Here is a 22898-nt window from a genome sequence, read left to right as displayed (position 1 = left end):
GGCATGGTTGCCACGGCCCATTATCTTGGTTCCGGCGCTGCGCTGGACGCTCTCAAGCAGGGCGGCACCGCGGTCGACGCGGCGATTGCCGCGGCTGCGACGATGAGCGTGGTGCTGCCGCACATGATCGGCATCGGGGGCGATGCGTTCTGGCTGATCTACGATGCGCGCTCGCGCAAGGTCCATGCGTTGAACGGCAGCGGTCCTGCCGGCCGCAATGTCACGACGACGCTTTATGCGGGCGAGAAGGCAATTCCCCATCGCGGCCCGCGCGCGGCCATCACTGTGCCCGGCGCGGTCGACAGTTGGCGGCTGGCGCATGAGCGCTTCGGTCGCCTCCCGATGGATCGCCTGCTTGGCCGCGCCATCGGCTATGCCCGTGATGGCGCGCCGGTGACGAACGATACGTCGAACTGGATCGCGGCGGATCGCGACCATCTCGCGGCCGATCCGGGTTCCGCTGACATTTTCCTGCATCACGGTGCGGCCCCGGCGCCGGGCGCGCGATTGCGGCAAGCGGCCTTGGCAAAAACGCTGGAGCGGATCGCGGCCGAAGGCCCGCGCGCCTTCTATACCCGCGCCGGGCGCAGCATTGCGGCCTATCTCAAGGCGCAGGGCGGCTATCTCACCGAGGACGATTTCCTCGATTATCACGCGCGCTGGGTCGACCCCGTCACCACACGTTATCGCGGATATGATGCCTATCAGCTTCCGCCGCCTTCGCAGGGCATGGCGGGACTGCTGATCCTCAATTTCCTCGAAGGAATTGATCTCGGTCAGCTCGGGCCGAACTCGCCGGCGTTCTACAATGCGCTCATTCAGGCGACGAAGTGGGCCTTCCAGAAGCGCGATCGCCATCTTTGCGATCCGTTGTTCGGCGAAGTGCCGCTGCACGAGCTGCTTGCGCCCTCGCTCGTTGCCGCCGAGCGCAGCGATTGGCTCGACAACACTACGCGGGCGGTCCTGAGCCCGGCGTCGGGCAGTGACACCACCTTCATCTGCACGGCGGATGAGGAGGGCAATGCGGTCGGGCTGGTGCAAAGCCTCTACTTTGATTTCGGCGCCTGCGTCACCGATCCGGAGACAGGTGTGATGCTGCAGAATCGCGGCAGCTTCTTCTCGCTGGATTCTGCGCACCCCAACGCGCTTCTGCCGGGCAAGCAATCGGCATCGACGCTGATGTCGGGAATGCTGCTCAAGAACGGCATGCCTTATCTTGTTTACGGCAGCCAGGGCGGTGAAGTGCAGCCGCAGGCGCAGACGGCGCTTGTGACCCGCGTCGTCGATCTCGGCATGGACGTGCAGAATGCGCTCGATGCGCCGCGCCTTCTTTACGGCCGCTCGTGGGGTGACGACGGCAACAAGCTGCTGCTGGAAGCGAGTGCGCCGCAGGCGGTGTTCGATGGTCTGCGGGCCAAGGGCCACCCCGTCGAGGCGGTGGAGTGGCCGCACACCCGGATGGGAACGGCGCAGGCCATTCGCATGAAGGGACCGTGGTCGGAATTTTTCGAGGGCGGCGCCGATGTGCGCGGGGAGGGTATCGCGCTCGGGTTCTAGATCGGGTTTCAAGACATAAAACAAGACAAGGGAGACGCGCCAATGGACATGATCATTCGCAGGGTGAGGATCGATGACGAGAAGCCGCTCGTCGATATCGGAATCCGCGATGGCCGCATCGCCGCCATTGAAGAAGGCATCGAGGCCAAAGGTGCCGAAGAAATCGATGCGGAAGGGCGCGTCGCGCTGCCGGGGTTCATCGAGCCGCATCTCCACCTCGACAAGGCCTTCCTGCATCGCCGGATGCCGGCGCGGCTCGGCACGCTCGACGAGGCGATCCGCGTCACCGGCATCCTCAAGGCAAAGCAGGAACGCAAGGATGTGCTGGAGCGCTCGCGCCGGGTGCTGGACATGGCGATCTCAAGCGGCACCACGCTCATTCGCGCCCATCCCGACGTCGATCCGATCCAGAACCTGATCGGTGTCGAGACGGCGATCGAGCTGCGCGAGGAATATCGCGATCTCATCGATCTGCAGATCGTCGCTTTCCCGCAGGAAGGCATCCTCAAGACGCCGGGCGTCGTCGAGTTGATGGAGAAGGCCATCGAACTCGGCGCCGATGTGGTCGGCGGCTGTCCCTATAACGAGATTTCCTGGGACGACACCAAGAAGCACATCGACACCGTGTTCGCGATGGCGATGAAGCATGACCTGTCTGTCGATATGCACGCCGACTTCTCGGACGATGCAACCGATCAGCGCTTTATGTCGGCGGAATACATTGCCCGCAAGACCATCGAGACCGGCTATCAGGGCCGCGTCGCGCTGGGCCATGTCACGAGCCCTGCCGCGCTGGAGCCGGAGAAGCTGAAGCCGCTGATTGCGCTGCTGCAGGAGGCGGATATCGCCATCATCACGCTGCCCGCGACCGACCTTTATCTCGGCGGCCGCAAGGACGTCGTGAATCAGCGGCGCGGCGTCACGCCGGTGCGCGCCTTGCGGGCCGGCGGCGTCAACGTCGCCTATTCGTCGAACAATGTGCGCAACGCCTTCACCCCGTTCGGCAAGGCCGATCCGCTGGTGATCGGCAACATGCTCGCGCATCTCATTCAGTTCGGTACGCCCGATCATCAGGCTGAGATTCTGAAGATGAGCACGACCGATGCCGCGCGCGCGGTCGGTATCAACAAGGATTACGGCCTCGCGGTCGGCAAGCCTGCCGACCTGATGATCCTCGATACGCAAGTGGTTGCCGATGCGCTGCTCGATATCCCGGCACGCTCGTGGGTGTTCAAGCGCGGCCGCATCGCAGCGGTGACCAAACACGAAACCAGGATTTGCCGCACCTGCGGCCACGCCCATGAGGGCGCGCACCATCACGCTCACGAAAAGGCGCACAGCCGGTTCCGGGAGATCCCATCGTCGCGCTGGTTGCCTGCGTTGCGATGAACGCGCTCGGGCCGATCTATGCATGGCTCACGGCCGATCTCGGTGCGCACCATCATCCGGCAAAGGAGGAGGTTCGCTCCGTCGAGCACGCGGTCTCGTAATTCTCCCGCGCCTGACGCCGATGGAGCTTCCATCGGCGTATCGACAACCGCCGGCGTCCCCACGCCGGCGGCTTTTTTTGCTTCGTCCGGACGAGCGGAGATGAGCCTTCCCGCCGGGTGTGCAGACGAGCATTGAAAAATTGTCTTGGATCAATTTCCCATGCCGCCCGGAAAGGGAGTATCAGTTGGTGAGCATTTCTGCTTGCGGCATTGAAGTCATTGTGGATGGACCAGCCCTTTTACACGATCGGGCATTCGACCAGAACGATCGATGAATTCGTCGAGCTGTTGAACGGCTCCGAAGTTCGTCTTGTGGTGGATGTGCGCACCATTCCCCGCTCGCGCACCAACCCGCAGTACAATCGCGACAGCCTCCCGGAGAGTCTTGCGCCATTCCAGATCGGCTATGAGCACATCGCCGAGCTTGGCGGGCTGCGCAGCAAGAAGGGTGTCGATCCGCAGGTCAACGGCTTCTGGCAGAACAAGAGTTTTCACAACTATGCCGACTACGCGCTCGGTGAAGCTTTTCATCAGGGTTTTGCGCGGCTTCTCGAACTCGGTACTGAGCGGCGTTGTGCCATCATGTGCGCGGAGGCGGTGTGGTGGCGCTGTCATCGCCGCATCATCACCGATTATCTGCTGATGGCCGGCAAGCAGGTTTTTCACATTCTCGGCAAGGACCACGTCGAGCCCGCGCACAAGACGCCGTCCGCGGTCGCTGGGCCTGGGGATACGGTGGTCTACCCCGCGCCGGCAGCGTGACGGCATAAGTCGGGTCGAACGGGAGATGAGATGCGATGGATGACCTTGCTTTGGCCCGTGCGCTGCATGTGTTCGCCGTGGTGATCTGGATCGGGGGCGCATCGATGGCGACGACGGTGTTTCTGCCGGCGTTGCGGCAAGGCGCGTTCGGCAAGGATATGGTCGGTACGTTCGAGGCGGTTGAGCATCGCTTCATCTGGCAGGCGCGGGCGATGGTCATCCTCGTCGGCCTCACCGGATTCTACATGGTGTGGAAGTTCGACATCTGGGATCGCTTCCACTCGCTCTCGTTCTGGTGGATGCACGCCATGGTGTGCGTATGGGCGCTGTTCGCCTTCGTGCTGTTCGTCGCGGAGCCCTTCATCCTGAAACCGCGATTTCACCGCTGGGCGCATGCGCAGCCCGAGCTTTTCTTCACGTGGGTGCAGCGCGCGCACTGGTTTCTGGTGGGGCTCGCCTGGATCACCGTGTTCGGCGCGGTGGCGGGCAGCCATGGCTGGTCGATTGTCTAGGCTTGAATATCGCGCCACGTTGCGAACGTCGCGGCCTGCCCATGCAGTGCGCCAGTCTCATCGATCAGTTGCCAGACAATGGCGTCCTCGATGTAAAAGCGGCGGCCGGACTTCGCGATGCGGATGCCGGCATAGTCGGCGATGAAGCCGTCGCGGGCGACGCGCTCGAGTAGGCGCTGTCGTGCCGCGCGCTCCGGTGCTTCAGCCGAGAGGCGCGAGGGCAGGCCGATCAGCTCATCGGCCGTATACTCAAAGCAGGCCTGCGCGGTTTTGTTGGCATAGATAAAGCGTGGGTCGGTGCCGCCATCGTGCGCGAGCACCACGAACGGTGCGTTGTGATAGAGCCAGTTCGCGTCGGCCGATGGACCAGCGAGATCGCGCCCGGTCAGCCGGCGGAAGCTTCCGGTGATGAGTTCGAACAGACGGGCATCCCCGGCGACAGGGTGGGCGAGAGGCATGAGCGTTCCGTTGGAAAGCTTTCTCAAGAGCGGCGGTGAAGGGCAGGATCGTGGAGGGTTGCGATGCTGTGATCGCAACGCCCCCTGCATTTTACGGGATTGTGCGAGGGGCGGCCATCGCTAGATTGCGGCCAAGCTAGCCTCCCACATTGGAATCCCGTCGTGACCGTTCGTATCGTCGATATTCGTGAAGTCACCAAGCCGATCGCCTCGCCGATCCGCAACGCCTATATCGACTTCTCCAAAATGACGTCGAGCCTCGTCGCGGTCGTTACCAATGTGGTGCGCGACGGCAAGACCGTCGTCGGCTACGGCTTCAACTCCAACGGCCGCTACGGGCAGGGCGGGCTGATCCGCGAGCGTTTCGCCCAACGTGTGTTGGAGGCTGATCCGAAATCATTGCTCGATGCGAGCGGCGACAATCTCGACCCCCACAAGGTGTGGGCGACGCTGATGACGAACGAGAAGCCGGGCGGCCACGGCGAGCGCTCGGTCGCGGTCGGCACCATCGATATGGCGGTGTGGGATGCTGTGGCGAAGATCGCCGGCAAGCCACTGTTTCGGTTGCTCGCGGAACGTCACCAGCGCGAGGCTGATCCGCGCGTGTTCGTCTATGCCGCCGGCGGCTATTACTATCCCGGCAAGGACAATGCGGCGCTGTGCGCGGAAATGCGCGGTTATCTCGATCGCGGCTACAACGTCGTGAAGATGAAGATTGGCGGCGCGCCGCTGGAAGACGACCGCAAGCGGATCGAGGCGGTGTTAAACGAGATTGGCAGCGAAGCGCAGCTTGCGGTCGATGCCAACGGCCGTTTCGATCTGGAGACGGCAATCGCCTACGCCAAGATGCTGCGCGATTATCCCTTGTTCTGGTACGAGGAGGCGGGCGATCCGCTGGATTATGCGCTGCAGGCGGCGCTTGCCGAATTCTATCCGCGCCCGATGGCAACCGGCGAGAACCTGTTCAGCCATCAGGATGCGCGCAACCTCATCAAATATGGCGGCATGCGGCCGGATCGCGATTATCTGCAGTTCGATTGCGCGCTGTCTTACGGGCTCGTCGAATATCTGCGCACGCTCGATGTGCTCAAGGCCCACGGCTGGTCGCCGTCGCGCTGCATTCCGCACGGCGGTCATCAGATGTCGCTGAACATTGCGGCCGGGCTCGGCCTCGGCGGCAATGAAAGCTACCCGGATCTGTTTCAGCCTTACGGCGGCTTCCCCGACGGCGTGCGGGTCGAGAACGGTCACGTCACCATGCCGGAGCTGCCGGGCATCGGCTTCGAGGGTAAGTCCGATCTCTATCGAGAGATGAAGGCGCTCGCCTCCTGAGGCTCTGCGACAGAAAGGCATTTCGTCTTTTAAAACTATTCTAAACTAGCGCCGATCAACCAGCCCTGACTTGATTGAAGTCGAGCCTTGGGCCAGTTGATGTCTGGGGGACATCAACATGGATGATCACGAGCCTATGACCGCACGAATTTGTCTTGGCGACACGCCATGTGGGTTTTGCGGCACCATTGCCGCCATCACCGTGGATGGTGCGCATAACGGGATTCCGCCTGCGGAGATCGAGCGACGCCTGCTTGAGCTTGGTTTTGTCGAAGGCGCGCGGGTTGAAGTGCTGCACGAAGGCCCGGTTGGCAAGGACCCCATCGCTGTGCGAGTCGACAACGCCACCATCGCGTTGCGCCGCCGCGAAGCCATGTCCATCCTCGTGGTCTGAGCAGGAGCGGCATGACCAGCATCACCGAGACGCGGGCATGGCGCTTTGCCCTGGTCGGCACCCCGAACAGCGGCAAAACGGCGCTGTTCAACGCGCTGACCGGCAGCCGGCAGAAGGTCGCGAACTATCCGGGCGTCACCGTCGAGCGCAAGACCGGCGTGTTTCACACGTCCTCCGGCTACCGCATCGATCTCGTCGACCTGCCCGGCACCTATTCGTTGCGCGGGCGCAGTCCCGACGAGGAGGTGACGCGCGATATGGTGCTTGGTCGTGTGGCGAGCGAAACGCCGCCGGACCTTTTGCTTTGCGTCGCGGATGCGACCAACCTGCGCGTGGCGCTGCGGCTTGTGACCGAGTTGAAGCGCGCCGGGCGGCCGATGCTGCTGATCCTCAACATGATCGACATCGCCCGCCGCCGTGGCATCGATATCGACATCCCCAAGCTCGAGGCCGAACTCGGCCTGCCGGTCGTCACCTCGACGGCTGTGCGCCGGGGCGGCACCGAGGACTTGCTGCGCCGTCTCGATGACCTTGCCGCGAATGGTGCGGGTGAAACGCACGAGAGCGAGTGGCAGACGCCATCGGTCGCCGACCTGCGCGCCGCTCAGCGCGAGGCGGATCGCGTGATCAAGGCGGCGGTGAGCGAGCCGGCGCGGCCCGACACGCTGACCGCGCGCGTCGATGCCGTGCTGCTGCATCCGGTTGCCGGGATTCTCATCCTGCTGGCGCTGCTGTTCGTCATGTTCCAGGCGGTGTTCGCCTGGGCGCAGCCGTTTATGGAGCTGATTTCTGCGGGCTTCACGGCCCTCGGCGTGCTCGCACACGACATGCTGCCGGAAGGACTGCTGCAAAGCTTCATCCAGAATGGCGTGATCGCCGGTGTCGGCAGCGTGCTCGTGTTCCTGCCGCAGATCATGATCCTGTTCCTGTTCATCCTGCTGCTGGAAGATCTGGGCTATATGGCGCGTGCGGCGTTCCTGATGGATCGCATCATGGGCGGCGCGGGCCTGCACGGGCGCGCCTTTATTCCGCTGCTGTCGAGCTTTGCCTGCGCAATCCCCGGCATCATGGCGACGCGCGTGATCGACAACCGCCGCGACCGCCTCACCACCATCATGGTGGCGCCGCTGATGACCTGCTCGGCGCGCATTCCGGTCTACACGCTGATCATCGCCGCCTTCGTGCCGGACCGCACGGTAGGGGGCATCTTTGGGCTGCAGGGGCTCGTGATGTTCGGCCTCTATGCCATCGGCATTGCGAGTGCGCTTGCGGTGTCGTTCGTCGCCAACCATTTCTTCTGGCGTGAAAGCGCGACGCCGCCCTTCATGCTGGAATTGCCCGACTACAAGCTGCCGCAACTCCGCAGCGTCGCGATGGCGCTCTACGCGCGGGTGATGGCGTTCCTGCAGCGCGCCGGCACCACGATCTTCGCAATGATGGTGGTGATCTGGTTCCTCGCCTCGTTCCCGCGCCCGCCGGAAGGGGCAACCGAGGCCGGCATCAATTACAGCCTTGCCGCGATGCTCGGCCGCTGGATCGAGCCCGTGCTGGCGCCGATCGGGTTCAACTGGCAGATCAGCGTCGCGTTGATCCCCGGCATGGCCGCGCGCGAAGTGGCGGTCGCCTCACTCGGAACCATGTATGCGATCGGCGGCGGCGATGAAGCGTCGGCGCAAATCGGTCAGGCGCTTGCGAGCCAGTGGAGCCTTGCGACGGCGCTCGCCTTCCTTGCCTGGTACATCTTCGCTCCGCAATGCGCCTCGACGCTCGCGGTGATCCGGCGTGAAACCGGCGGCTGGCGCTGGATGTTCATCACCTTCTTCTACATGCTGGCGCTCGCCTATCTCGCGGCTTTCGTCACCTTCCGTATCGCCTCGGCGCTGGGCTGGGGCTAGGGTTCAGGCAATCATTCCCTCATGCCCGGCCTTGTGCCGGGCATCCACGTCCTCGCATGCAGACAATAAACGTGAATGGCCGGGTCAAGCCCGGCCACGACGGTGAGAGATTGCGGAGGAGTCTATTCTATGTGTCGCGTGCGGCGAGCAAGTCCTCAAGATCAAGCGGACGGGTGAACATCGCGAGCGAGCCATCGGCATTGCGCGGCCATTCTTCCGGAGGGCGGTCGCGATAGAGCTCGACGCCGTTCTGGTCCGGGTCTCGCAGATACAACGCCTCGCTGACGCCATGGTCGCTTGCGCCATCGAGCGGAATGCGGGCTTCGATCAACCGATGCAGTGCATCGGCAAGTGCCGCGCGGGTTGGGTAAAGGATCGCGGTGTGAAACAGACCGGTGGTGCCGGGCGCGGGCGGCGAGCCGCCTTTGCTTTCCCATGTGTTGAGGCCGATGTGGTGGTGATAGCCGCCCGCGGAGATGAAGGCGGCCTGATCGCCATAGGTCTGCATCAGCTCGAAGCCAAGCACGCCCACATAAAAATTCAGTGCGCGTTCGAGATCGGCGACCTTGAGGTGAACATGGCCGATCCTCGTACCGGGAGAGATCGGTTTGGATGTTTCAGGGTCGCTCATGCAGTTACCTCACCGGATCGGCGGTGCGTATTGGATGCCGCCAGCGTTCCAGAGCTGATTGAGACCGCGCGGAATGCCGAGCTTGGAGCTGACGCCGACATTGCGCTCGTAAACCTCGCTGTAATTGCCGACATGACGAATGACCCGCGCCGCCCAGTCGTTGGTGAGGCCGAGCGCTTCGCCATAGCTGCCTTCGGTGCCAACGAGCCGCATCACGTCAGGTTTCTTCGATTTTAGCGCCTCGTCGATATTCTTGGAACTGACGCCAAGCTCTTCGGCATTGAGCATCGCATAAACCGCCCACTTCACGATCAGCATCCACTGGTCGTCGCGCTGGCGTACGACCGGCGCGAGCGGCTCCTTGGAGATGATGTCGGCAAGAATGACGTGATCGTCAGGCTTCGCGAGCGTCAGGCGATAGGCATAAAGCTGCGAGGTATCGGTGGTCAGCACATCGCACTGGCCGGATTCATAGGCCTTGAGCAGGTCGCCGACGTTGCCGAATTTCATCTCGTCATACGTCATGTTGTTGGCGCGGAAGTAATCCGCAAGGTTCAACTGCGTCGTGGTGTCGGACTGCACGCAGATGCGCGTGCCGCCAAGCTCGAGCGCGGAATCGACATTGCGCGAACGGCGCAGCATGAAGCCTTCGCCGTCATAGTAGGACACCGCCGCGAAGGTGAGTTCGTAATCGACCTCGCGCGACATGCTCCAGGTCGAATTGCGCGACAGAATATCGACGGTGCGATTCTGCAGTTCCTTGAAGCGTTGGTTGGTGTCGAGCGGCACGAAGTTGACCTTGGTGGGGTCGTCGAAGATGGCCGCCGCGACCGCGCGGCAGATATCGACGTCGAAGCCCGACCAGTTGCCGGAGGCATCCTTGTTGGAGAAACCGGGCAGCCCGGCATTGACGCCGCATTGCACCGCGCCGCGCCGCAGCGTGCGCTTCAACGTCTGGGTGTCGTAGCGATCGTAGGCAACCGCAGCAGCGGCGACCGCAAATGCTGCGACGAGCCCGACCAGGAGGCCGGAGCGGAAGGTGCGCGAGAAGAGTGCCATATCGGTGCCCCGTTTCCCCAATGCTTCAGAATCGGATCGGACTTAGATCTCAGGCTTCTGCCGGACAATGACTTTGGTGCCAACCGGAATGCGCTCGTAGAGATCGATGACGTCGGCATTGACCAGACGGAAGCAGCCGGACGACACGGCCGTGCCGATGGTCTGCGGCTGGTTAGTGCCGTGAATGCGATACACCGTGGTACCGAGATAGAGCGCGCGTGCGCCCATCGGATTGCCGGGGCCGCCTGCCATGAAGCGCGGCAGATAAGGCTGGCGCGCGATCATTTCCGGCGGCGGTGTCCAGTCGGGCCATTCCTGCTTGCGCGTGATCTTCAGCAGCCCCTTCCACTGAAAACCTTCGCGGCCGACGCCGATGCCGTAGCGCAACGCGCGGCCGTTGCCTTGCACGACATACAAGAAGCGCTCGGAGGTCGAGACGATGATAGTGCCCGGCGCTTCGGTGGTACGATAGAACACCATGGTGCGCTTGAACTGTGGGGCGAGTTCTTCTTCCTCCGCGCTTGGAATATAGCCGGGCTGGTCGCCGTCGACGTATCGGGCCTGATACTGGCCCTGAGCATAGGCCGGATAGGCGGCAGCGAGCGCAAGCGCGGCGGCGCAGGCGAGGCGAGAGAACAGGTGAGACGCGATCATGTCATGCTCCGCATTGTCGGTGCTATAAAATCCGACAAGGGCGGTGCTGGCAAGTCGCCGCGCGCCATTGATTGATCTCGCGATCTGTGCGGTGGCACTGATTAAAATACTAATGATGCGGCGCGAGCCACAGGCGAAGGATGTAAGAGATGATGCCGATGGTGGCGACGCCGCCGGCCCACAGCGCGATGAACCAAAAAAGACGGCGGGGCAGCGATGGTTGCTCTTTGCCTTGCGGGCTCAATGGTAGCCGCTTCCCGCCTGCACCTTGCCGCGGAACACCCAGTAGGCCCATGAGGTGTAGATGAGAATGAGGGGGACCAGGATCGCGACACCGACCAGCATGAAGGTCAGGCTCTTCTCCGGCGCGGCCGCGTCCCAGATCGTGATGCTGTTCGGCACGATATAGGGCCACATGCTGATGCCGAGTCCGGCATAGGACAGTGCGAACAGAAGGAGCGTGAGGAAGAACGGGCGATAGTCGTGACGGTTCTTCAGATTCACCATTAACAGCGCTGTGACGATGGCGACCGCGAGCGGCACCTGCGCTGTCAGCATGATGTTCGGCCAGTCGAACCAGCGCTCGGCATAACCATTTTGCAGGAACGGTGTGGCGAGGCTCACAGCACCGATCGCGGCGATGGTCGCAAACAACAGCCGCCAGCTCAGATGATAGGCGCGATCGCGCAGCCCCCCTTCGGTTTTCATCACGAGCCACGTCGCGCCGAGCAGGCTGTAGCCGGCGACGACGGAGAGGCCGGTCAGGATGCTGAACGGCGTCAGCCAGTCCCACCAGCCGCCGCCATAGCCGCGGCCCTCGACCGGCACACCCTGCAGAATGGCGCCGAGCGCGATGCCCTGCGACAGCGCGGCGATCAGCGAACCTCCGGCGAACGCCGCGTCCCAGCGATTGCGGCCCTCGCTCTGCGAGCGCCAGCGGAATTCAAATGCCACGCCACGGAAGATGAGGCCGATCAGCATCGCGATCATCGGCGTGTAGAGGGCGGGCATCAGCACCGCATAGGCGAGCGGAAAGGCCGCCATCAGTCCGCCGCCGCCGAGCACGAGCCAGGTCTCGTTGCCGTCCCACACTGGCGCAACTGAATTCATGATGACGTCGCGCTCCTCCTTTTCGGAGAACAGCGGAAACAGCATGCCGAGACCGAGGTCGAAGCCGTCCATCACCACATAGGCAAACACCGCGAAGGCGATGATGAACGCCCAGACCGTCGGAATGTCGAACATCGCGCTCATCCGTGATGCTCCTGCGCGGTTACGGCGGGGCCGGGTGTAATGCCGGCGGCGCGCACCGGCGTATCGCGGCTCGGGCCTTCCTCGCCGTGATGCGGCGGCGCCGCCATCAGGCGCAGAATGTAGAAGATGCCGATGGTGAACACCGTGAAGTAGACGATGATGAAAGCGATCAGCGAAGACGCGACGGCCGGCGTATCGAGCGGTGATGCGCTGTCTGCGGTGCGCAGCAATCCCCAGACGAGATAGGGTTGGCGGCCCGCTTCGGTGGTGATCCAGCCTGCCAGCACGGCGATGAACCCGGCCGGACTCATGATGAGCGCATAGCGATGCAGCCAGCCTGCGCTATAGAGCGTGCCGCGCCAGCGTGCCCACAGGCTCGCAAGCCCGATGCCGAGCATCAGGAAGCCGATGCCGACCATGATACGGAATGACCAGAATACGAGTGCGACGTTCGGCCAGTCCTCGCGCGGCACAGTGTCGAGCCCTGCGAGCGGTGCGTCGAGCGAATGCTTGAGAATGAGCGACGAGGCCTTCGGCACCTCGATGCTGTAATCGACGCGCGCATTGGTCTGGTCGGGCATGCCGAATAGGATCAACGGTGCGCCGTCGGGATGGCTCTGGAAGTGCCCTTCCATCGCCATCACTTTCGCGGGCTGATGTTCGAGCGTGTTGAGGCCGTGCGCATCGCCGGCGAGAATCTGGATCGGTGCCACCAGTGCCGCCATCCACATCGCCATCGAGAACATCACGCGCGGGCCGGGACGGGTGGGGTCGCGCAACAGATGCCAGGCGCCGACGCCGCCGACCACGAATGCCGTGGTGAGGTAGGCCGCAAGCGTCATATGCACGAGCCGATAGGGGAAGGAGGGATTGAAGATCACTTCCCACCAATCGCTTGGAATGAACTGACCGGCTGCATTGACCGCGTGACCGGTCGGGGTCTGCATCCAGGAATTCGCCGACAGAATCCAGAACGCCGAGAACAGCGTGCCGATTGCGACCATCAGGGTTGCGAGGAAATGCAGTCTGGGGCCGACGCGCTTCAAGCCGAACAGCATGACGCCGAGAAAGCCTGCCTCGAGGAAGAATGCGGTCAGCACCTCATAGGCCATCAACGGCCCGATCACGGGGCCGACCTTGTCGGAGAACGCTGCCCAGTTGGTGCCGAACTGGTAGGACATCACGATGCCGGAGACGACGCCCATGCCGAAGGCGATCGCGAAAATCTTCAGCCAGTAATTGAAGAGGTTGATGAAGACTTCGCGCCCGGTCCACAGCCAGAGGCCTTCGAGAACGGCGAGATAACTTGCAAGGCCAATGGAAAAGGCCGGAAACACGATGTGAAACGACATCGTGAAAGCGAATTGAGCACGGGCCAGATCGATTGCGCTGAAGGCGTCCATCGTCGCGATATTCCGTTCAACCCGGCGCAGATCATAAAGCGCGACGGGAAGGCGTCAACAGCAGCCGGGCTGCATGGCAGGGACTGAATAAGGGCGGGGCTGGCGAATATCCGCCATCGTCTATCAAACGTGTCTACTGAGCGTCGATGCGGCGGAAGCCATTCCATAAGGCTGTCGCCGCACCAGACATCAGAACAGACAACGCGCGGCCGGTCTGAAAGTTGCCATTGAGCGACAACCGCGGCAGCGCCGTGAGATGATCGACATGGCCGGGAAACAGCATGCCGGGCCGCGTCGTCACCGCAGTATCGAAGCCGAGCGTGGTGGCGATGTCGAATTCGCGCCGTCCCGCAGCCGCTTTGTCCCCATAGGGATAAGCAAAATGCCGGACAGGACATTCCAGTGCGTCAGCGATCCGCTCGCGGCTTGCGACGATCTCGTGCCGGGCCTGCTCGGCGGTCTCATGAGCGAGATTGCAGTGGCTTATCGTATGCGCACCGATGGTCACGAGCGGATCGGCGGCGAAGGCTTTTAGCTCGTCCCACGATAGACATAACTCGCGGCTGATCGTCGCGTCGTCGATGCCGCAGCGCCGCGCCAGGGCGCCGATGGCGGCATTGATGTCGTGGTCGGTCGGCAAGCTGCGGAAATGGTCGTGCAGGCGGGCGAAGGCGGCCTGCTTCTCGGCCGCGGTTGCCGTCTCGATGCGGGTCTCAATGCCGTCGATCGGCACAGTGACCGCCTCGCTGCGGGCAAGACAGCGCTCAAGCGCAACCCACCACAGCCGTCCGGTGCCGGCGGCGAAATCGCTCGCGACATAGACCGTCATCGGCGCCTCGAACCGCCGCATGATCGGCAGCGCGTAGTCGCGGTTGTCGCGGTAGCCGTCGTCAAAGGTGAAGACGGCGAACCGGCGGGCAAACTGCCGCGTGGCGAGCCGGTGCCGGGCCTCGTCCAGGCTGACGATATCGATGTCGTGGGCGCGCAGGTTCTGGAGCGTCGTCGCGAGGAAATCCGGTGTGATTTCAAGATGCCGGTTCGGCTGAAATGCCGCGGCTGAGGCGGGCCGCACATGGTGCAGCATCAGAATGAAGCCGACGCCGCCGGTAAGGGGCTGCAGCAGCCGATAGACGCCGGTCGATGCCATCGTTTCGAGGCCGAGCCGGATCACCATGCTGCGGAGCTTTTTCATGGACCTTTCCAAGGGGGACACAAAGGCGGTTTGTGGCAGAATCGGTTGAAGAATAGGTTATCCAGAGTCGCGTTCAGGATTGATGCGCGCAACGGCATCTTCCAAATTGACACCGCCGCAAGGGTTTGATTTTTCTCATGTCTCCATACTGAAGGGTGGGAATGAGCGCGTTTTCCGACTGGGTGCGGCGGTGGTGGCCGGGGGTAATCCCGCTGGCGGTGCTGTGGGTTGCGGCGGCCTGGACGGGAACCGGGCCGGTCGAGCAGCAATTAACGGCCCGCACCGGGGCGGTGCTGAAAGAATCGGTGCTGGACAAGACCCAGATCGAGGTGTCGGGCCGCGACGTGCGGCTGTCGGCCGATGCGTTCTCCGAACAGGGCCGCCGGGCGGCCGTCGATCAGGTTGCGAGCGTGCCGGGTGTGCGGCTCGTGCGCGACGAGACCCAGTTGATTGCGGAAGTGTTTCCCTTCAACTGGTCGGTCGAACGCGATGTCGTCCATGTGACGCTGAGCGGCAATGCGCCGCTGCCCGCCATCAAGGCACGGCTTCTCGAGGCTGCGCGCAATGCCGCGAATGGCGCCGAGGTGGTAGACCAGATGGCGCTCGCGCGCGGTGCGCCGGTGCGCTTCGATGCCGCGGCGCTTCTCCTGATCGATCAGGTGTCCAAGCTCAAGGAAGGCCGCCTGTCGCTTGCCGGCACCAAGGTGGAGTTGACGGGTCTTGCGCGTGAGATCGGCGGGCGCGAGGCAATCTCGGCGGCGCTGAAGAATCTTCCCGAGGGTTACACGGTCGAGAAGAACGACCTGCGGGCGCCCCCCTATCTGTTTCAGATCAACAAGGATCCTGTGGCCTCGACGCTCGTGCTGAGCGGATATGTGCCCGACAACAACGCTCACGCCGCCATCGTCAACGCGATCACCCGCAAGTTCGTCGGCGAGAAGGTGGAAGACAAACTGAAGGCGAGCGCAGGCGCGCCGCAGGGGTTCATGGCCGCGGCGATGCTTGCGTTGAAGGGGCTGTCGCGGCTCTCGACCGGCACGCTGACGATCCAGGACCGCAACATCAAACTGACGGGCGATGCGCTTTATCCTGCAGCGAGCGAGCAGATCGGCGAAGAGCTTGCCTCCAAGCTGCCGCAGGGCTGGAAACAGCAGGCCGAACTGTCGGTGAAACCGATCGCCGCGCCGGTGAATGCCACGATCTGCCAGCAATTGCTGGGCGGTCTGCTCGGGAAGGGAACAATCCGGTTCGAGACCGGGAAGGCAGTGATCGATCCGGATTCGGTCGGCCTTCTCGATCGTCTGGTGGAGGTCGTCCTGCGATGCTCGACATCGCAGATCGAAATCACCGGCCACACCGATAGTAATGGTGACGCGGAGAGCAACCTTGCGCTGTCGAACCGTCGCGCGCAGTCGGTTGCCGACTATCTGATCAAGGCGGGCGTTCCATCCGAGCGCATCACCGCGATCGGCTTCGGCAGCGGCCGGCCCATCGCGCCCAATGATACTGAAGAAGGCAAGGCGCAGAACCGCCGCATCGAATTTCTGGTGAAGTGAGATGAGTTTTCTGGTGGCCTTCAACTGGGGATGGATCGCGGGCGCCGCGGCACTTGGCTTCGCGACGGGCTGGGTTTCGCCGATCTCCCGTGTCCGCTCCCAGACCCGCGTCAACCTGCGCTGGACCATTGCAGTCGTCATTGCCCTGGTGGCACTGTCATTGTCGCGCCAGTTGCCGGGGCGGCCGGGCTACTGGCTCGATCTTGGCCTGGTCATGTTTGGTGCCTATCTCGTGGCGGCCTGTGTCGGTTCCTGGCTGCGCTATGTGCTTTTGGTTCGGCCGGGGATGACCCGCAGCGATGAAACCTGAGGCCACTCAGGCCTCTGCGACGGTCAGTCACGGCGCGCCGCGAGCCTTACGCTTTATCTCGCGATCCCGCGAGCGGTCTGCTAGGACGATGCCGGGGACGGAGAGGCTTTGAGGATTTGATGCTTGATTTCCTGCGCAGGACGTTGGCGTTTCTGCGAGAAAAGCAAATCCTGCAGAAGCTGGGCGTCGTGCTGAGCATCACGGTCATCTGCTTTGCCCTCTACATTCTCTATCAGATGCTGAGCGACATCGATCTCGATGAGCTGCTCAAGGCGTTGCGCGGGACCGAGGTGAAAACGGTGCTACTCGCCGGATTGTGCGTTGCGGCGGGATATTTCACGCTCACCTTCTACGATTTCTTTGCACTAAGGGCGATCGGCAAAACCGAGATTCCCTATCGGGTCGCGGCATTCGCGGGCTTCACCAGCTACTCGATCGGCCACAATGTCGGCGCCAGCGTCTTCACCGGCGGCGCGGTGCGCTACCGGATTTATTCGTCGTGGGACATGACCGCCATCGATGTGGCCAAGGTCTGCTTCCTCGCCGGGCTCACCTTCTGGCTCGGCAATGTGGCGGTGCTCGGCATTGGCATCGTCTATCACCCCGAAGCGGCCTCATCGATCGACCAGCTTCCGATCTGGCTGAACCGTGTCCTCGCCATTGTCCTGCTCGCGGGCCTCGTCGGCTATGTCGCCTGGGTGTCGTCTCGCCCGCGCCATGTCGGGCGCGGAAGCTGGACCGTGGTGCTGCCCGGGGGCCCGCTGACCCTCGTGCAGATCATGATCGGCATCATCGACCTCAGCTTCTGCGCGCTTGCGATGTATATGCTGATGCCGAATGAGCCCCATGTCGGCTTCGTCGTCGTGGCGGTGATTTTTGTCACCGCGACGCTGCTCGGCTTTGCGAGCCACTCGCCGGGCGGGCTCGGCGTGTTCGACGCGGCCATGCTCTACGGCCTCACGCACTTCGACAGCCAGTTCAACAAGGAAGAACTGCTGGCGGGGATGCTGCTGTTCCGGGTGCTTTATTACATCACACCGTTTATGATTTCGGTCATGCTATTGTTGCTTCGGGAAGTCATTCTGGGCGCTCTGGCGCGGCGGAGACCGTCGGGCCCGCACAGGCATGACGATATCTCGGCACCAGGCCCTTCATGACGGTCGATGCATCTCCTCCTCCGTTCTCCAAGCCGTACTGGCTGCAGCAGCTCCGGCGCTCCAGCCTCGTGATCCTGGTGGCCGGCATCTCGCTCGCGACGCTGGTGCTGATGCATGACCTGAAACTCTCGAGCGCCGTCCTCGTCTTCTTCTGCATCGCGGGCGTCGCCATGGTGCCGCTTCAGATGCAGGCCAACATGCCTGCGCGTGGGGCAGGCGGCGGCGAGCAGATCACCGAGGGAATGGCGGTGCGTGCCGTTATTGCGGCGATGCCGGAGCCGACGGTGCTGCTCGATCGGGTCGGGCGCGTCCTCCATCTGAATGCGCAGGCCGCGCAGATTGCGCCGGCGTTGCGCCATCGGGAGTTGGCGCTGTTCGCGCTCCGCTCGCCGGAAATCATCGCGGCACTGCGCGATGCGATCGCGACGCGGGAGCCGCAGCGGGCGACCTATGTCGAGCGCGTGCCGGTCGAGCGCTGGATGGAGCTTGCGGTGACGCCGCTGCAGGTGCCGACGGAATTCGGCGGGATCGACAACTGTTTTCTGATGACATTCCGCGATCAGACGCCGCTGCGCCGGGCTGAGGAAATGCGCGCCGACTTTGTGGCCAACGCAAGCCACGAATTGCGGACGCCGCTCGCCGCTCTGTCCGGCTTCATCGATACCCTGCAGGGCCCCGCGCGCGATGACCCCAAGGCGCGGGAGCGGTTTCTCGGGATCATGCACGCTCAGGCCACCCGCATGGCGCGGCTGATCGATGACCTCTTGTCGCTCTCCCGCGTCGAACTCAGTGCCCATGTGCGCCCCGAGGCACGGGTCGATCTCGTCGCCATCCTGCGGCAGGTGGTCGACGGGCTCGAAGTGCTGGCGGGCGAGCGCGGCGTCGTGATCGAAACGCAGTTGCCGGAGGGGCCGGTCTTCATTTCCGGCGATACCGAAGAACTGCTGCGGGTGTTCGAGAACCTGATCGAGAACGGCTTGAAATATGGTGCCTCGGGCGGCCGGGTCACGGTATCACTCACACAAGTATCGCCGGACGAGGGGACGCCGGAGGTTCGCGTCGCGGTTCGCGATTACGGTCCGGGCATCGCGCCGGAGCATCTGCCGCGTCTCACCGAGCGATTCTATCGTACCGATGTCGGTGACAGCCGCGCCCAGGGCGGCACCGGTCTTGGCCTGTCGCTCGCCAAGCATATCGTGAGCCGCCACGGCGGGCGACTGTTGATCGAAAGCGTTTTCGGAAAAGGGGCGACTTTCACCGTTTGTTTTCCACCGTTCAAGTCGCGGACCGACACTTAAATCGACATGATTTCAAGTGCTTGCCGCTGTCACAGCGCTGTCATCCAACCTTTATAAAAGCTCCATGGGGCGCCTCTAAAGCGACCGCCGCGGGCCGAATTGGTCCTCGCTGACCACATGGAGAGAGCCAGTGAATTTCTTCAAAACCATCGTCGCTGCCGGCTTCGTTGCCGCCTCGGCGTCCGCCTTTTCGCTCCCGGCGATGGCGGCTGACATCACCGGTGCGGGCGCGACCTTCCCGTTCCCGGTCTATTCGAAATGGGCCGATGCCTACAAGAAAGAGACGGGCAACGGCCTGAACTATCAATCGATCGGCTCGGGCGCCGGCATCAAGCAGATCCTCGCCAAGACCGTGACCTTCGGCGCGACCGACGCGCCGCTCAAGGCCGATAGACTCGATAAGGACGGCCTCCTGCAGTGGCCGATGGTGATGGGCGCGATCGTTCCCGTCGTGAACGTCGAGGGCGTGAAGTCGGGTGAACTCGTTCTTTCGGGCGAAGTGCTTGGTGACATCTATCTCGGCAAGGTCACCAAGTGGAACGACCCGGCGATTGCCAAGCTCAATCCGAACCTGAAGCTTCCCTCCGATGCGATCGCGGTGGTGCGTCGCTCCGACGGTTCGGGCACCTCGTTCAACTTCACCGACTATCTGTCCAAGGCCAATGCCGAATGGAAGTCCAAGGTCGGTTCGGGCACTGCCGTCGAGTGGCCGGTGGGTGTCGGCGCCAAGGGCAACGAAGGTGTTGCCGGTAATGTCGGTCAGACCAAGAACTCGATCGGTTATGTCGAGTATGCTTATGCCAAGCAGAACAAGCTGACCCACGTGGCGCTGATCAACAAGGCCGGCAAGACCGTGCAGCCGACCATTGCGTCGTTCCAGGCTGCGGCCGCCAACGCCGACTGGGCGCATGCACCGGGCTACTACGTGATCCTGACCGACCAGCCGGGTGAGACCTCCTGGCCGATCACTGCGGCGACCTTCATCCTGATGTACAAGGAGCCGGCCGATAAGGCGGCGTCCGCCGAAGCCATCAAGTTCTTCAAGTGGGCGTTCGAGAAGGGCGGCAAGATGGCCGAGGAGCTCGACTACATCCCGATGCCGGACTCGGTCGTGAAGCAGATCGAGAAGACCTGGACCTCCGAGATCAAGAGCTGATCGGGGAATTCGGAAGGAGCGCCAGGGCGCTCCTTCCTTCTCCGATACCCGCTGCGGAAGGGTGTTTTCCGCAAGGCTTCCGGACAATCAGGCGTTGCAGGAAATAGGGGATTGGCGTGGTGGACATGGCCGTACATGCTAGTGCGATGGAGTCGGCAGGCCCCTATGACCGCACCCGTGCGCTGAATGCTTTCAAGCTTGGCGACCGGACGTTCTATTGGACCACGCGCATCTGCGCGCTCCTGGTTCTGCTGCTGCTCGGCGGCATCATCATTTCGCTCATTGTCGGTTCGTGGCCCGCGATCGTGGAGTTCGGCGGCGCGTTTCTGACAACGCAGCGCTGGGCACCATCCGCCGATCCGCCGGTCCTCGGCGCGCTGAGCCCGGTCTACGGCACGATCCTGACTTCGGTCATCGCCATGATCATCGCGATCCCGGTCGGTATCGGCATTGCGATTTTCCTCACCGAGTTGTGTCCGATGTGGGCGCGCCGGCCGATCGGCATGGCGGTTGAACTGCTCGCCGGCATCCCCTCGATCATCTACGGCATGTGGGGCTTCTTCATCCTTGGACCGTTCCTCGCGAACACGATCCAGCCGTTCTTCATCAATCTGTTTGAGGGCGTGCCGATCCTTGGCTCCATTTTCGGCGGCCCGCCGTCTTACCTGAGCCTGTTCAACGCCTCGTTGATCCTTGCGATCATGGTGCTGCCCTTCATCACCGCGATCTCGCGCGATGTGTTCGCGACCGTGCCGCCGGTGTTGAAGGAGGCCGCTTACGGCGTCGGCTGCACCACCTGGGAGGTCGTGCGCCATGTCGTGCTGCCCTATACGCGCGTCGGCGTCATCGGCGGCGTCATGCTGGCGCTCGGCCGTGCACTCGGCGAGACGATGGCGGTGACCTTCATCATCGGCAACTCGTTCCGCATCTCGCCGTCGATCTTCGCGCCCGGCACTACGATCTCCGCGGCGATCGCAAGCGAATTCGCCGAGAGCGACGGTCTGCATCAATCGAGCCTGATGCTGCTCGGCCTGCTGTTGTTCGTGCTGACGTTCTTTGTGCTCGCCGCCGCGCGGCTGATGCTGCTGCGTCTGCAGAAGAAGGCGGGGAGCTGAGCCATGAAACAGACTGATAATAATCAGACCGTTAATCCGATTTATGCCTCCCGCCGCCGCCGTGATTTTGTCATCCGCGTGCTGTGCTTCGGGGCTGCCGCGTTCGGTGTTTCCTGGCTCGCGATGATCCTGTTCACGCTCATTTATAATGGCCTTGCCGGGATGAGTTGGCAGCTCTTCACCCAGAACACGCCGCCGCCCGGCGCTTCCGAAGGCGGCCTTTTGAACGCCATCGTCGGCTCCATCATGATGACCGTGATCGGCGTCGGTGTCGGCGCGCCGATCGGCATGTTCGCGGGCACCTATCTTGCCGAGTACGGCAAGCATGATCGTCTCACGCCGGTGATCCGATTCATCAACGATATTCTGCTCAGCGCGCCCTCGATCATCATCGGCCTGTTCATCTATGGCGCGGTCGTGGTCCCGATGGGCGGGTTCTCGGCGCTCGCGGGGTCGCTTGCGCTCGCGGTGATTGTGATCCCGGTCGTCGTGCGCACCACCGAGGACATGCTGCTGCTGGTGCCGAATTCGCTGCGCGAGGCGGCATCTGCATTGGGCCTGCCGCGCTCGCTCGTGATCAAGCGCATTGCCTATCGTGCCGCGCGCGCGGGCTTGATCACCGGCATTCTGCTGGCGACCGCGCGCGTTGCCGGTGAGACCGCACCGCTTCTGTTCACCGCGCTGAGCAATCAGTTCTTCAGTGTGGACCTGACCCACACCGTCGCGAACCTTCCCGTCACCATCAACAACTTCGTGCAGAGCCCCTACGCCTATTGGAAAGAATTGGCGTGGAGCGGCGCACTGCTGATCACGTTTGCCGTGCTGGCGCTGAATATCGGGGCGCGACTGATCGGCGCTGAGAGGACCGTAAAATGACCGACGTATCTTCGCTCGCTGCCGCCGGTTCCCGTCCGGCTGTCCCGCCGCCCGTGATCGATCTCGACGTGCCGGCCAAGGTCGCCGTTCGGAATCTGAATTTCTATTACGGCCAGCACCACGCACTGAAGAACATCAACCTGTCGATCGCCACCAACCGTGTGACGGCCTTCATCGGCCCTTCGGGTTGCGGCAAGTCGACGCTGCTTCGCATCTTCAACCGGATGTACGATCTCTATCCGGGCCAGCGCGCGGAAGGCAGCGTCACGCTCGACGGTACCGACATTCTCGATCCGCGGCTCGACCTCAATCTGCTGCGGGCGCGGATCGGCATGGTGTTCCAGAAGCCGACGCCGTTTCCGATGACGATCTACGAGAACATCGCTTTCGGCGTTCGCCTCTATGAGAAGATCTCCAAGTCGGAGATGGACGGCCGCGTCGAGCAGGCGTTGCGCAGCGGCGCACTGTGGAACGAGGTGAAGGATAAACTCGGCGCGAGTGGTCTCAGCCTCTCCGGCGGCCAGCAGCAGCGGTTGTGCATTGCGCGTACCGTTGCGGTGCGGCCCGAGGTGATCCTGTTCGACGAGCCGTGTTCGGCGCTTGACCCGATCTCGACGGCGAAGATCGAGGAACTGATCGCGGAACTGAAGAAGGACTACACCATCGCGATCGTCACTCATAACATGCAGCAGGCGGCCCGCTGCTCGGACTACACGGCGTTCATGTATCTCGGCGAACTCGTCGAATTCGACGAGACCAGCCGAATCTTCACCTCGCCGGCCGACCGCCGCACCCAGGATTACATCACCGGACGCTTCGGCTAACGGCTTTGGTTTC

General features: G+C 62.9%; 23 protein-coding genes. 15 read left to right on the top strand and 8 right to left on the bottom strand.

The features are described from left to right. Positions 1-3: 3 nt before the first annotated feature. From ggt to OCA5_RS16640, 4 genes are all read left to right on the top strand, one after another. Positions 4-1557 carry a gamma-glutamyltransferase gene (gene ggt / locus OCA5_RS16655; protein WP_244396134.1) on the top strand — a complete coding sequence of 518 codons (1554 nt, stop codon included), beginning with the start codon at positions 4-6 and terminating at the stop codon, positions 1555-1557. A 42-nt stretch (positions 1558-1599) separates the two neighbouring features. Continuing rightward, the gene (locus OCA5_RS16650) at positions 1600-2946 is read left to right on the top strand and encodes an amidohydrolase family protein (RefSeq protein WP_012561801.1); all 1347 of its coding nucleotides are present in this window, start codon (positions 1600-1602) and stop codon (positions 2944-2946) included. Between the two features lie 326 nt (positions 2947-3272). Beyond that, positions 3273-3809 carry a DUF488 domain-containing protein gene (locus tag OCA5_RS16645; RefSeq protein ID WP_012561802.1) on the top strand — a complete coding sequence of 179 codons (537 nt, stop codon included), beginning with the start codon at positions 3273-3275 and terminating at the stop codon, positions 3807-3809. Between the two features lie 35 nt (positions 3810-3844). After that, positions 3845-4321, top strand: coding sequence for a membrane protein (locus OCA5_RS16640; RefSeq protein WP_012561803.1), 477 nt, complete (start codon positions 3845-3847; stop codon positions 4319-4321). On the opposite strand, the gene OCA5_RS16635 is transcribed toward OCA5_RS16640, so the two are convergent. After that, a complete protein-coding gene (locus tag OCA5_RS16635; protein WP_012561804.1) occupies positions 4318-4779 on the bottom strand; it encodes an MEKHLA domain-containing protein in 462 nt (153 codons plus the stop codon). The two genes, OCA5_RS16640 and OCA5_RS16635, sit on opposite strands and share 4 nt — an antisense overlap. A gap of 162 nt (positions 4780-4941) precedes the next feature. Here OCA5_RS16635 and OCA5_RS16630 point away from each other — a divergent pair, with 162 nt between their 5' ends. The 3 genes from OCA5_RS16630 (at position 4942) to feoB (ending at position 8400) form a co-directional block, all read left to right on the top strand. After that, positions 4942-6111, top strand: coding sequence for a mandelate racemase/muconate lactonizing enzyme family protein (locus OCA5_RS16630; RefSeq protein ID WP_012561805.1), 1170 nt, complete (start codon positions 4942-4944; stop codon positions 6109-6111). Between the two features lie 136 nt (positions 6112-6247). Beyond that, the gene (locus OCA5_RS16625; protein WP_012561806.1) at positions 6248-6505 is read left to right on the top strand and encodes a FeoA family protein; all 258 of its coding nucleotides are present in this window, start codon (positions 6248-6250) and stop codon (positions 6503-6505) included. Positions 6506-6516: 11 nt separating this feature from the next. Further along, on the top strand, positions 6517-8400 hold the full coding sequence (gene feoB, locus OCA5_RS16620) for a ferrous iron transporter B (protein WP_012561807.1): 1884 nt from the start codon (positions 6517-6519) through the stop codon (positions 8398-8400). Positions 8401-8527: 127 nt separating this feature from the next. On the opposite strand, the gene OCA5_RS16615 is transcribed toward feoB, so the two are convergent. From OCA5_RS16615 to OCA5_RS16590, 7 genes are all read right to left on the bottom strand, one after another. After that, positions 8528-9031: a VOC family protein gene (locus OCA5_RS16615; RefSeq protein ID WP_012561808.1), complete on the bottom strand. Its 504-nt coding sequence runs from the start codon at positions 9029-9031 to the stop codon at positions 8528-8530. Positions 9032-9040: 9 nt separating this feature from the next. Further along, positions 9041-10090, bottom strand: a complete 1050-nt coding sequence (locus OCA5_RS16610) for an amino acid ABC transporter substrate-binding protein (RefSeq protein WP_012561809.1) — start codon at positions 10088-10090, stop codon at positions 9041-9043. A gap of 42 nt (positions 10091-10132) precedes the next feature. Continuing rightward, positions 10133-10744 (bottom strand): L,D-transpeptidase, encoded by a 612-nt coding sequence (locus OCA5_RS16605; RefSeq protein WP_012561810.1) that lies wholly within the window; start codon positions 10742-10744, stop codon positions 10133-10135. Between the two features lie 109 nt (positions 10745-10853). Continuing rightward, a complete protein-coding gene (locus tag OCA5_RS19555; protein WP_422836358.1) occupies positions 10854-11039 on the bottom strand; it encodes a DUF2474 family protein in 186 nt (61 codons plus the stop codon). Continuing rightward, positions 10985-11998, bottom strand: coding sequence for a cytochrome d ubiquinol oxidase subunit II (cydB, locus tag OCA5_RS16600; RefSeq protein WP_012561812.1), 1014 nt, complete (start codon positions 11996-11998; stop codon positions 10985-10987). Before cydB ends, OCA5_RS19555 begins: the two co-directional genes overlap by 55 nt. Next, entirely contained in the window at positions 11995-13401 is a 1407-nt protein-coding gene (locus OCA5_RS16595; RefSeq protein WP_012561813.1) for a cytochrome ubiquinol oxidase subunit I, read from the bottom strand. The genes cydB and OCA5_RS16595 overlap by 4 nt, the downstream gene beginning before the upstream one ends. Positions 13402-13534: 133 nt before the next feature. Continuing rightward, positions 13535-14593, bottom strand: a complete 1059-nt coding sequence (locus OCA5_RS16590) for a polysaccharide deacetylase family protein (RefSeq protein ID WP_012561815.1) — start codon at positions 14591-14593, stop codon at positions 13535-13537. 161 nt (positions 14594-14754) lie between these two features. Between OCA5_RS16590 and OCA5_RS16585 the strand changes: the two genes are divergently transcribed. The 8 genes from OCA5_RS16585 (at position 14755) to pstB (ending at position 22885) form a co-directional block, all read left to right on the top strand. Beyond that, positions 14755-16149 carry an OmpA family protein gene (locus OCA5_RS16585; RefSeq protein WP_012561816.1) on the top strand — a complete coding sequence of 465 codons (1395 nt, stop codon included), beginning with the start codon at positions 14755-14757 and terminating at the stop codon, positions 16147-16149. 1 nt (position 16150) lies between these two features. Next, the gene (locus OCA5_RS16580) at positions 16151-16459 is read left to right on the top strand and encodes a hypothetical protein (RefSeq protein WP_012561817.1); all 309 of its coding nucleotides are present in this window, start codon (positions 16151-16153) and stop codon (positions 16457-16459) included. A 119-nt stretch (positions 16460-16578) separates the two neighbouring features. Further along, a complete protein-coding gene (locus tag OCA5_RS16575) occupies positions 16579-17616 on the top strand; it encodes a lysylphosphatidylglycerol synthase domain-containing protein (protein ID WP_013913406.1) in 1038 nt (345 codons plus the stop codon). Then, entirely contained in the window at positions 17613-18914 is a 1302-nt protein-coding gene (locus OCA5_RS16570; protein ID WP_012561819.1) for an ATP-binding protein, read from the top strand. Before OCA5_RS16575 ends, OCA5_RS16570 begins: the two co-directional genes overlap by 4 nt. Before the next feature lie 130 nt (positions 18915-19044). Next, complete coding sequence (pstS, locus tag OCA5_RS16565) at positions 19045-20070, top strand: phosphate ABC transporter substrate-binding protein PstS (protein WP_012561820.1); 1026 nt, start codon at positions 19045-19047, stop codon at positions 20068-20070. Between the two features lie 125 nt (positions 20071-20195). Further along, on the top strand, positions 20196-21185 hold the full coding sequence (pstC, locus tag OCA5_RS16560; RefSeq protein WP_041559546.1) for a phosphate ABC transporter permease subunit PstC: 990 nt from the start codon (positions 20196-20198) through the stop codon (positions 21183-21185). Between the two features lie 3 nt (positions 21186-21188). Beyond that, complete coding sequence (pstA, locus tag OCA5_RS16555) at positions 21189-22061, top strand: phosphate ABC transporter permease PstA (protein ID WP_012561822.1); 873 nt, start codon at positions 21189-21191, stop codon at positions 22059-22061. Next, positions 22058-22885: a phosphate ABC transporter ATP-binding protein PstB gene (gene pstB / locus OCA5_RS16550; protein WP_012561823.1), complete on the top strand. Its 828-nt coding sequence runs from the start codon at positions 22058-22060 to the stop codon at positions 22883-22885. Before pstA ends, pstB begins: the two co-directional genes overlap by 4 nt. Positions 22886-22898: the final 13 nt, after the last annotated feature.

Origin of the sequence: Afipia carboxidovorans OM5, from assembly GCF_000218565.1 — a bacterium.
Classification (GTDB): Bacteria; Pseudomonadota; Alphaproteobacteria; order Rhizobiales; family Xanthobacteraceae; genus Afipia; species Afipia carboxidovorans.
This window is presented reverse-complemented; position numbering and strand designations above follow the sequence as displayed.

Coding starts and splice junctions, on each gene's coding strand:
- OCA5_RS16640 (WP_012561803.1), top strand. CDS start 3,845: ATGGATGACCTTGCTTTGGCCCGTGCGCTGCATGTGTTCGCCGTGGTG.
- ggt (WP_244396134.1), top strand. CDS start 4: ATGGTTGCCACGGCCCATTATCTTGGTTCCGGCGCTGCGCTGGACGCT.
- OCA5_RS16575 (WP_013913406.1), top strand. CDS start 16,579: ATGCTTGATTTCCTGCGCAGGACGTTGGCGTTTCTGCGAGAAAAGCAA.
- cydB (WP_012561812.1), bottom strand. CDS start 11,998: ATGAGCGCGATGTTCGACATTCCGACGGTCTGGGCGTTCATCATCGCC.
- OCA5_RS16625 (WP_012561806.1), top strand. CDS start 6,248: ATGACCGCACGAATTTGTCTTGGCGACACGCCATGTGGGTTTTGCGGC.
- feoB (WP_012561807.1), top strand. CDS start 6,517: ATGACCAGCATCACCGAGACGCGGGCATGGCGCTTTGCCCTGGTCGGC.
- OCA5_RS16615 (WP_012561808.1), bottom strand. CDS start 9,031: ATGAGCGACCCTGAAACATCCAAACCGATCTCTCCCGGTACGAGGATC.
- OCA5_RS19555 (WP_422836358.1), bottom strand. CDS start 11,039: ATGGGCCTACTGGGTGTTCCGCGGCAAGGTGCAGGCGGGAAGCGGCTA.
- OCA5_RS16650 (WP_012561801.1), top strand. CDS start 1,600: ATGGACATGATCATTCGCAGGGTGAGGATCGATGACGAGAAGCCGCTC.
- pstB (WP_012561823.1), top strand. CDS start 22,058: ATGACCGACGTATCTTCGCTCGCTGCCGCCGGTTCCCGTCCGGCTGTC.
- OCA5_RS16610 (WP_012561809.1), bottom strand. CDS start 10,090: ATGGCACTCTTCTCGCGCACCTTCCGCTCCGGCCTCCTGGTCGGGCTC.
- OCA5_RS16645 (WP_012561802.1), top strand. CDS start 3,273: ATGGACCAGCCCTTTTACACGATCGGGCATTCGACCAGAACGATCGAT.
- pstC (WP_041559546.1), top strand. CDS start 20,196: ATGGCCGTACATGCTAGTGCGATGGAGTCGGCAGGCCCCTATGACCGC.
- OCA5_RS16590 (WP_012561815.1), bottom strand. CDS start 14,593: ATGAAAAAGCTCCGCAGCATGGTGATCCGGCTCGGCCTCGAAACGATG.
- OCA5_RS16580 (WP_012561817.1), top strand. CDS start 16,151: ATGAGTTTTCTGGTGGCCTTCAACTGGGGATGGATCGCGGGCGCCGCG.
- pstA (WP_012561822.1), top strand. CDS start 21,189: ATGAAACAGACTGATAATAATCAGACCGTTAATCCGATTTATGCCTCC.
- OCA5_RS16570 (WP_012561819.1), top strand. CDS start 17,613: ATGACGGTCGATGCATCTCCTCCTCCGTTCTCCAAGCCGTACTGGCTG.
- OCA5_RS16585 (WP_012561816.1), top strand. CDS start 14,755: ATGAGCGCGTTTTCCGACTGGGTGCGGCGGTGGTGGCCGGGGGTAATC.
- OCA5_RS16635 (WP_012561804.1), bottom strand. CDS start 4,779: ATGCCTCTCGCCCACCCTGTCGCCGGGGATGCCCGTCTGTTCGAACTC.
- OCA5_RS16595 (WP_012561813.1), bottom strand. CDS start 13,401: ATGGACGCCTTCAGCGCAATCGATCTGGCCCGTGCTCAATTCGCTTTC.
- OCA5_RS16605 (WP_012561810.1), bottom strand. CDS start 10,744: ATGATCGCGTCTCACCTGTTCTCTCGCCTCGCCTGCGCCGCCGCGCTT.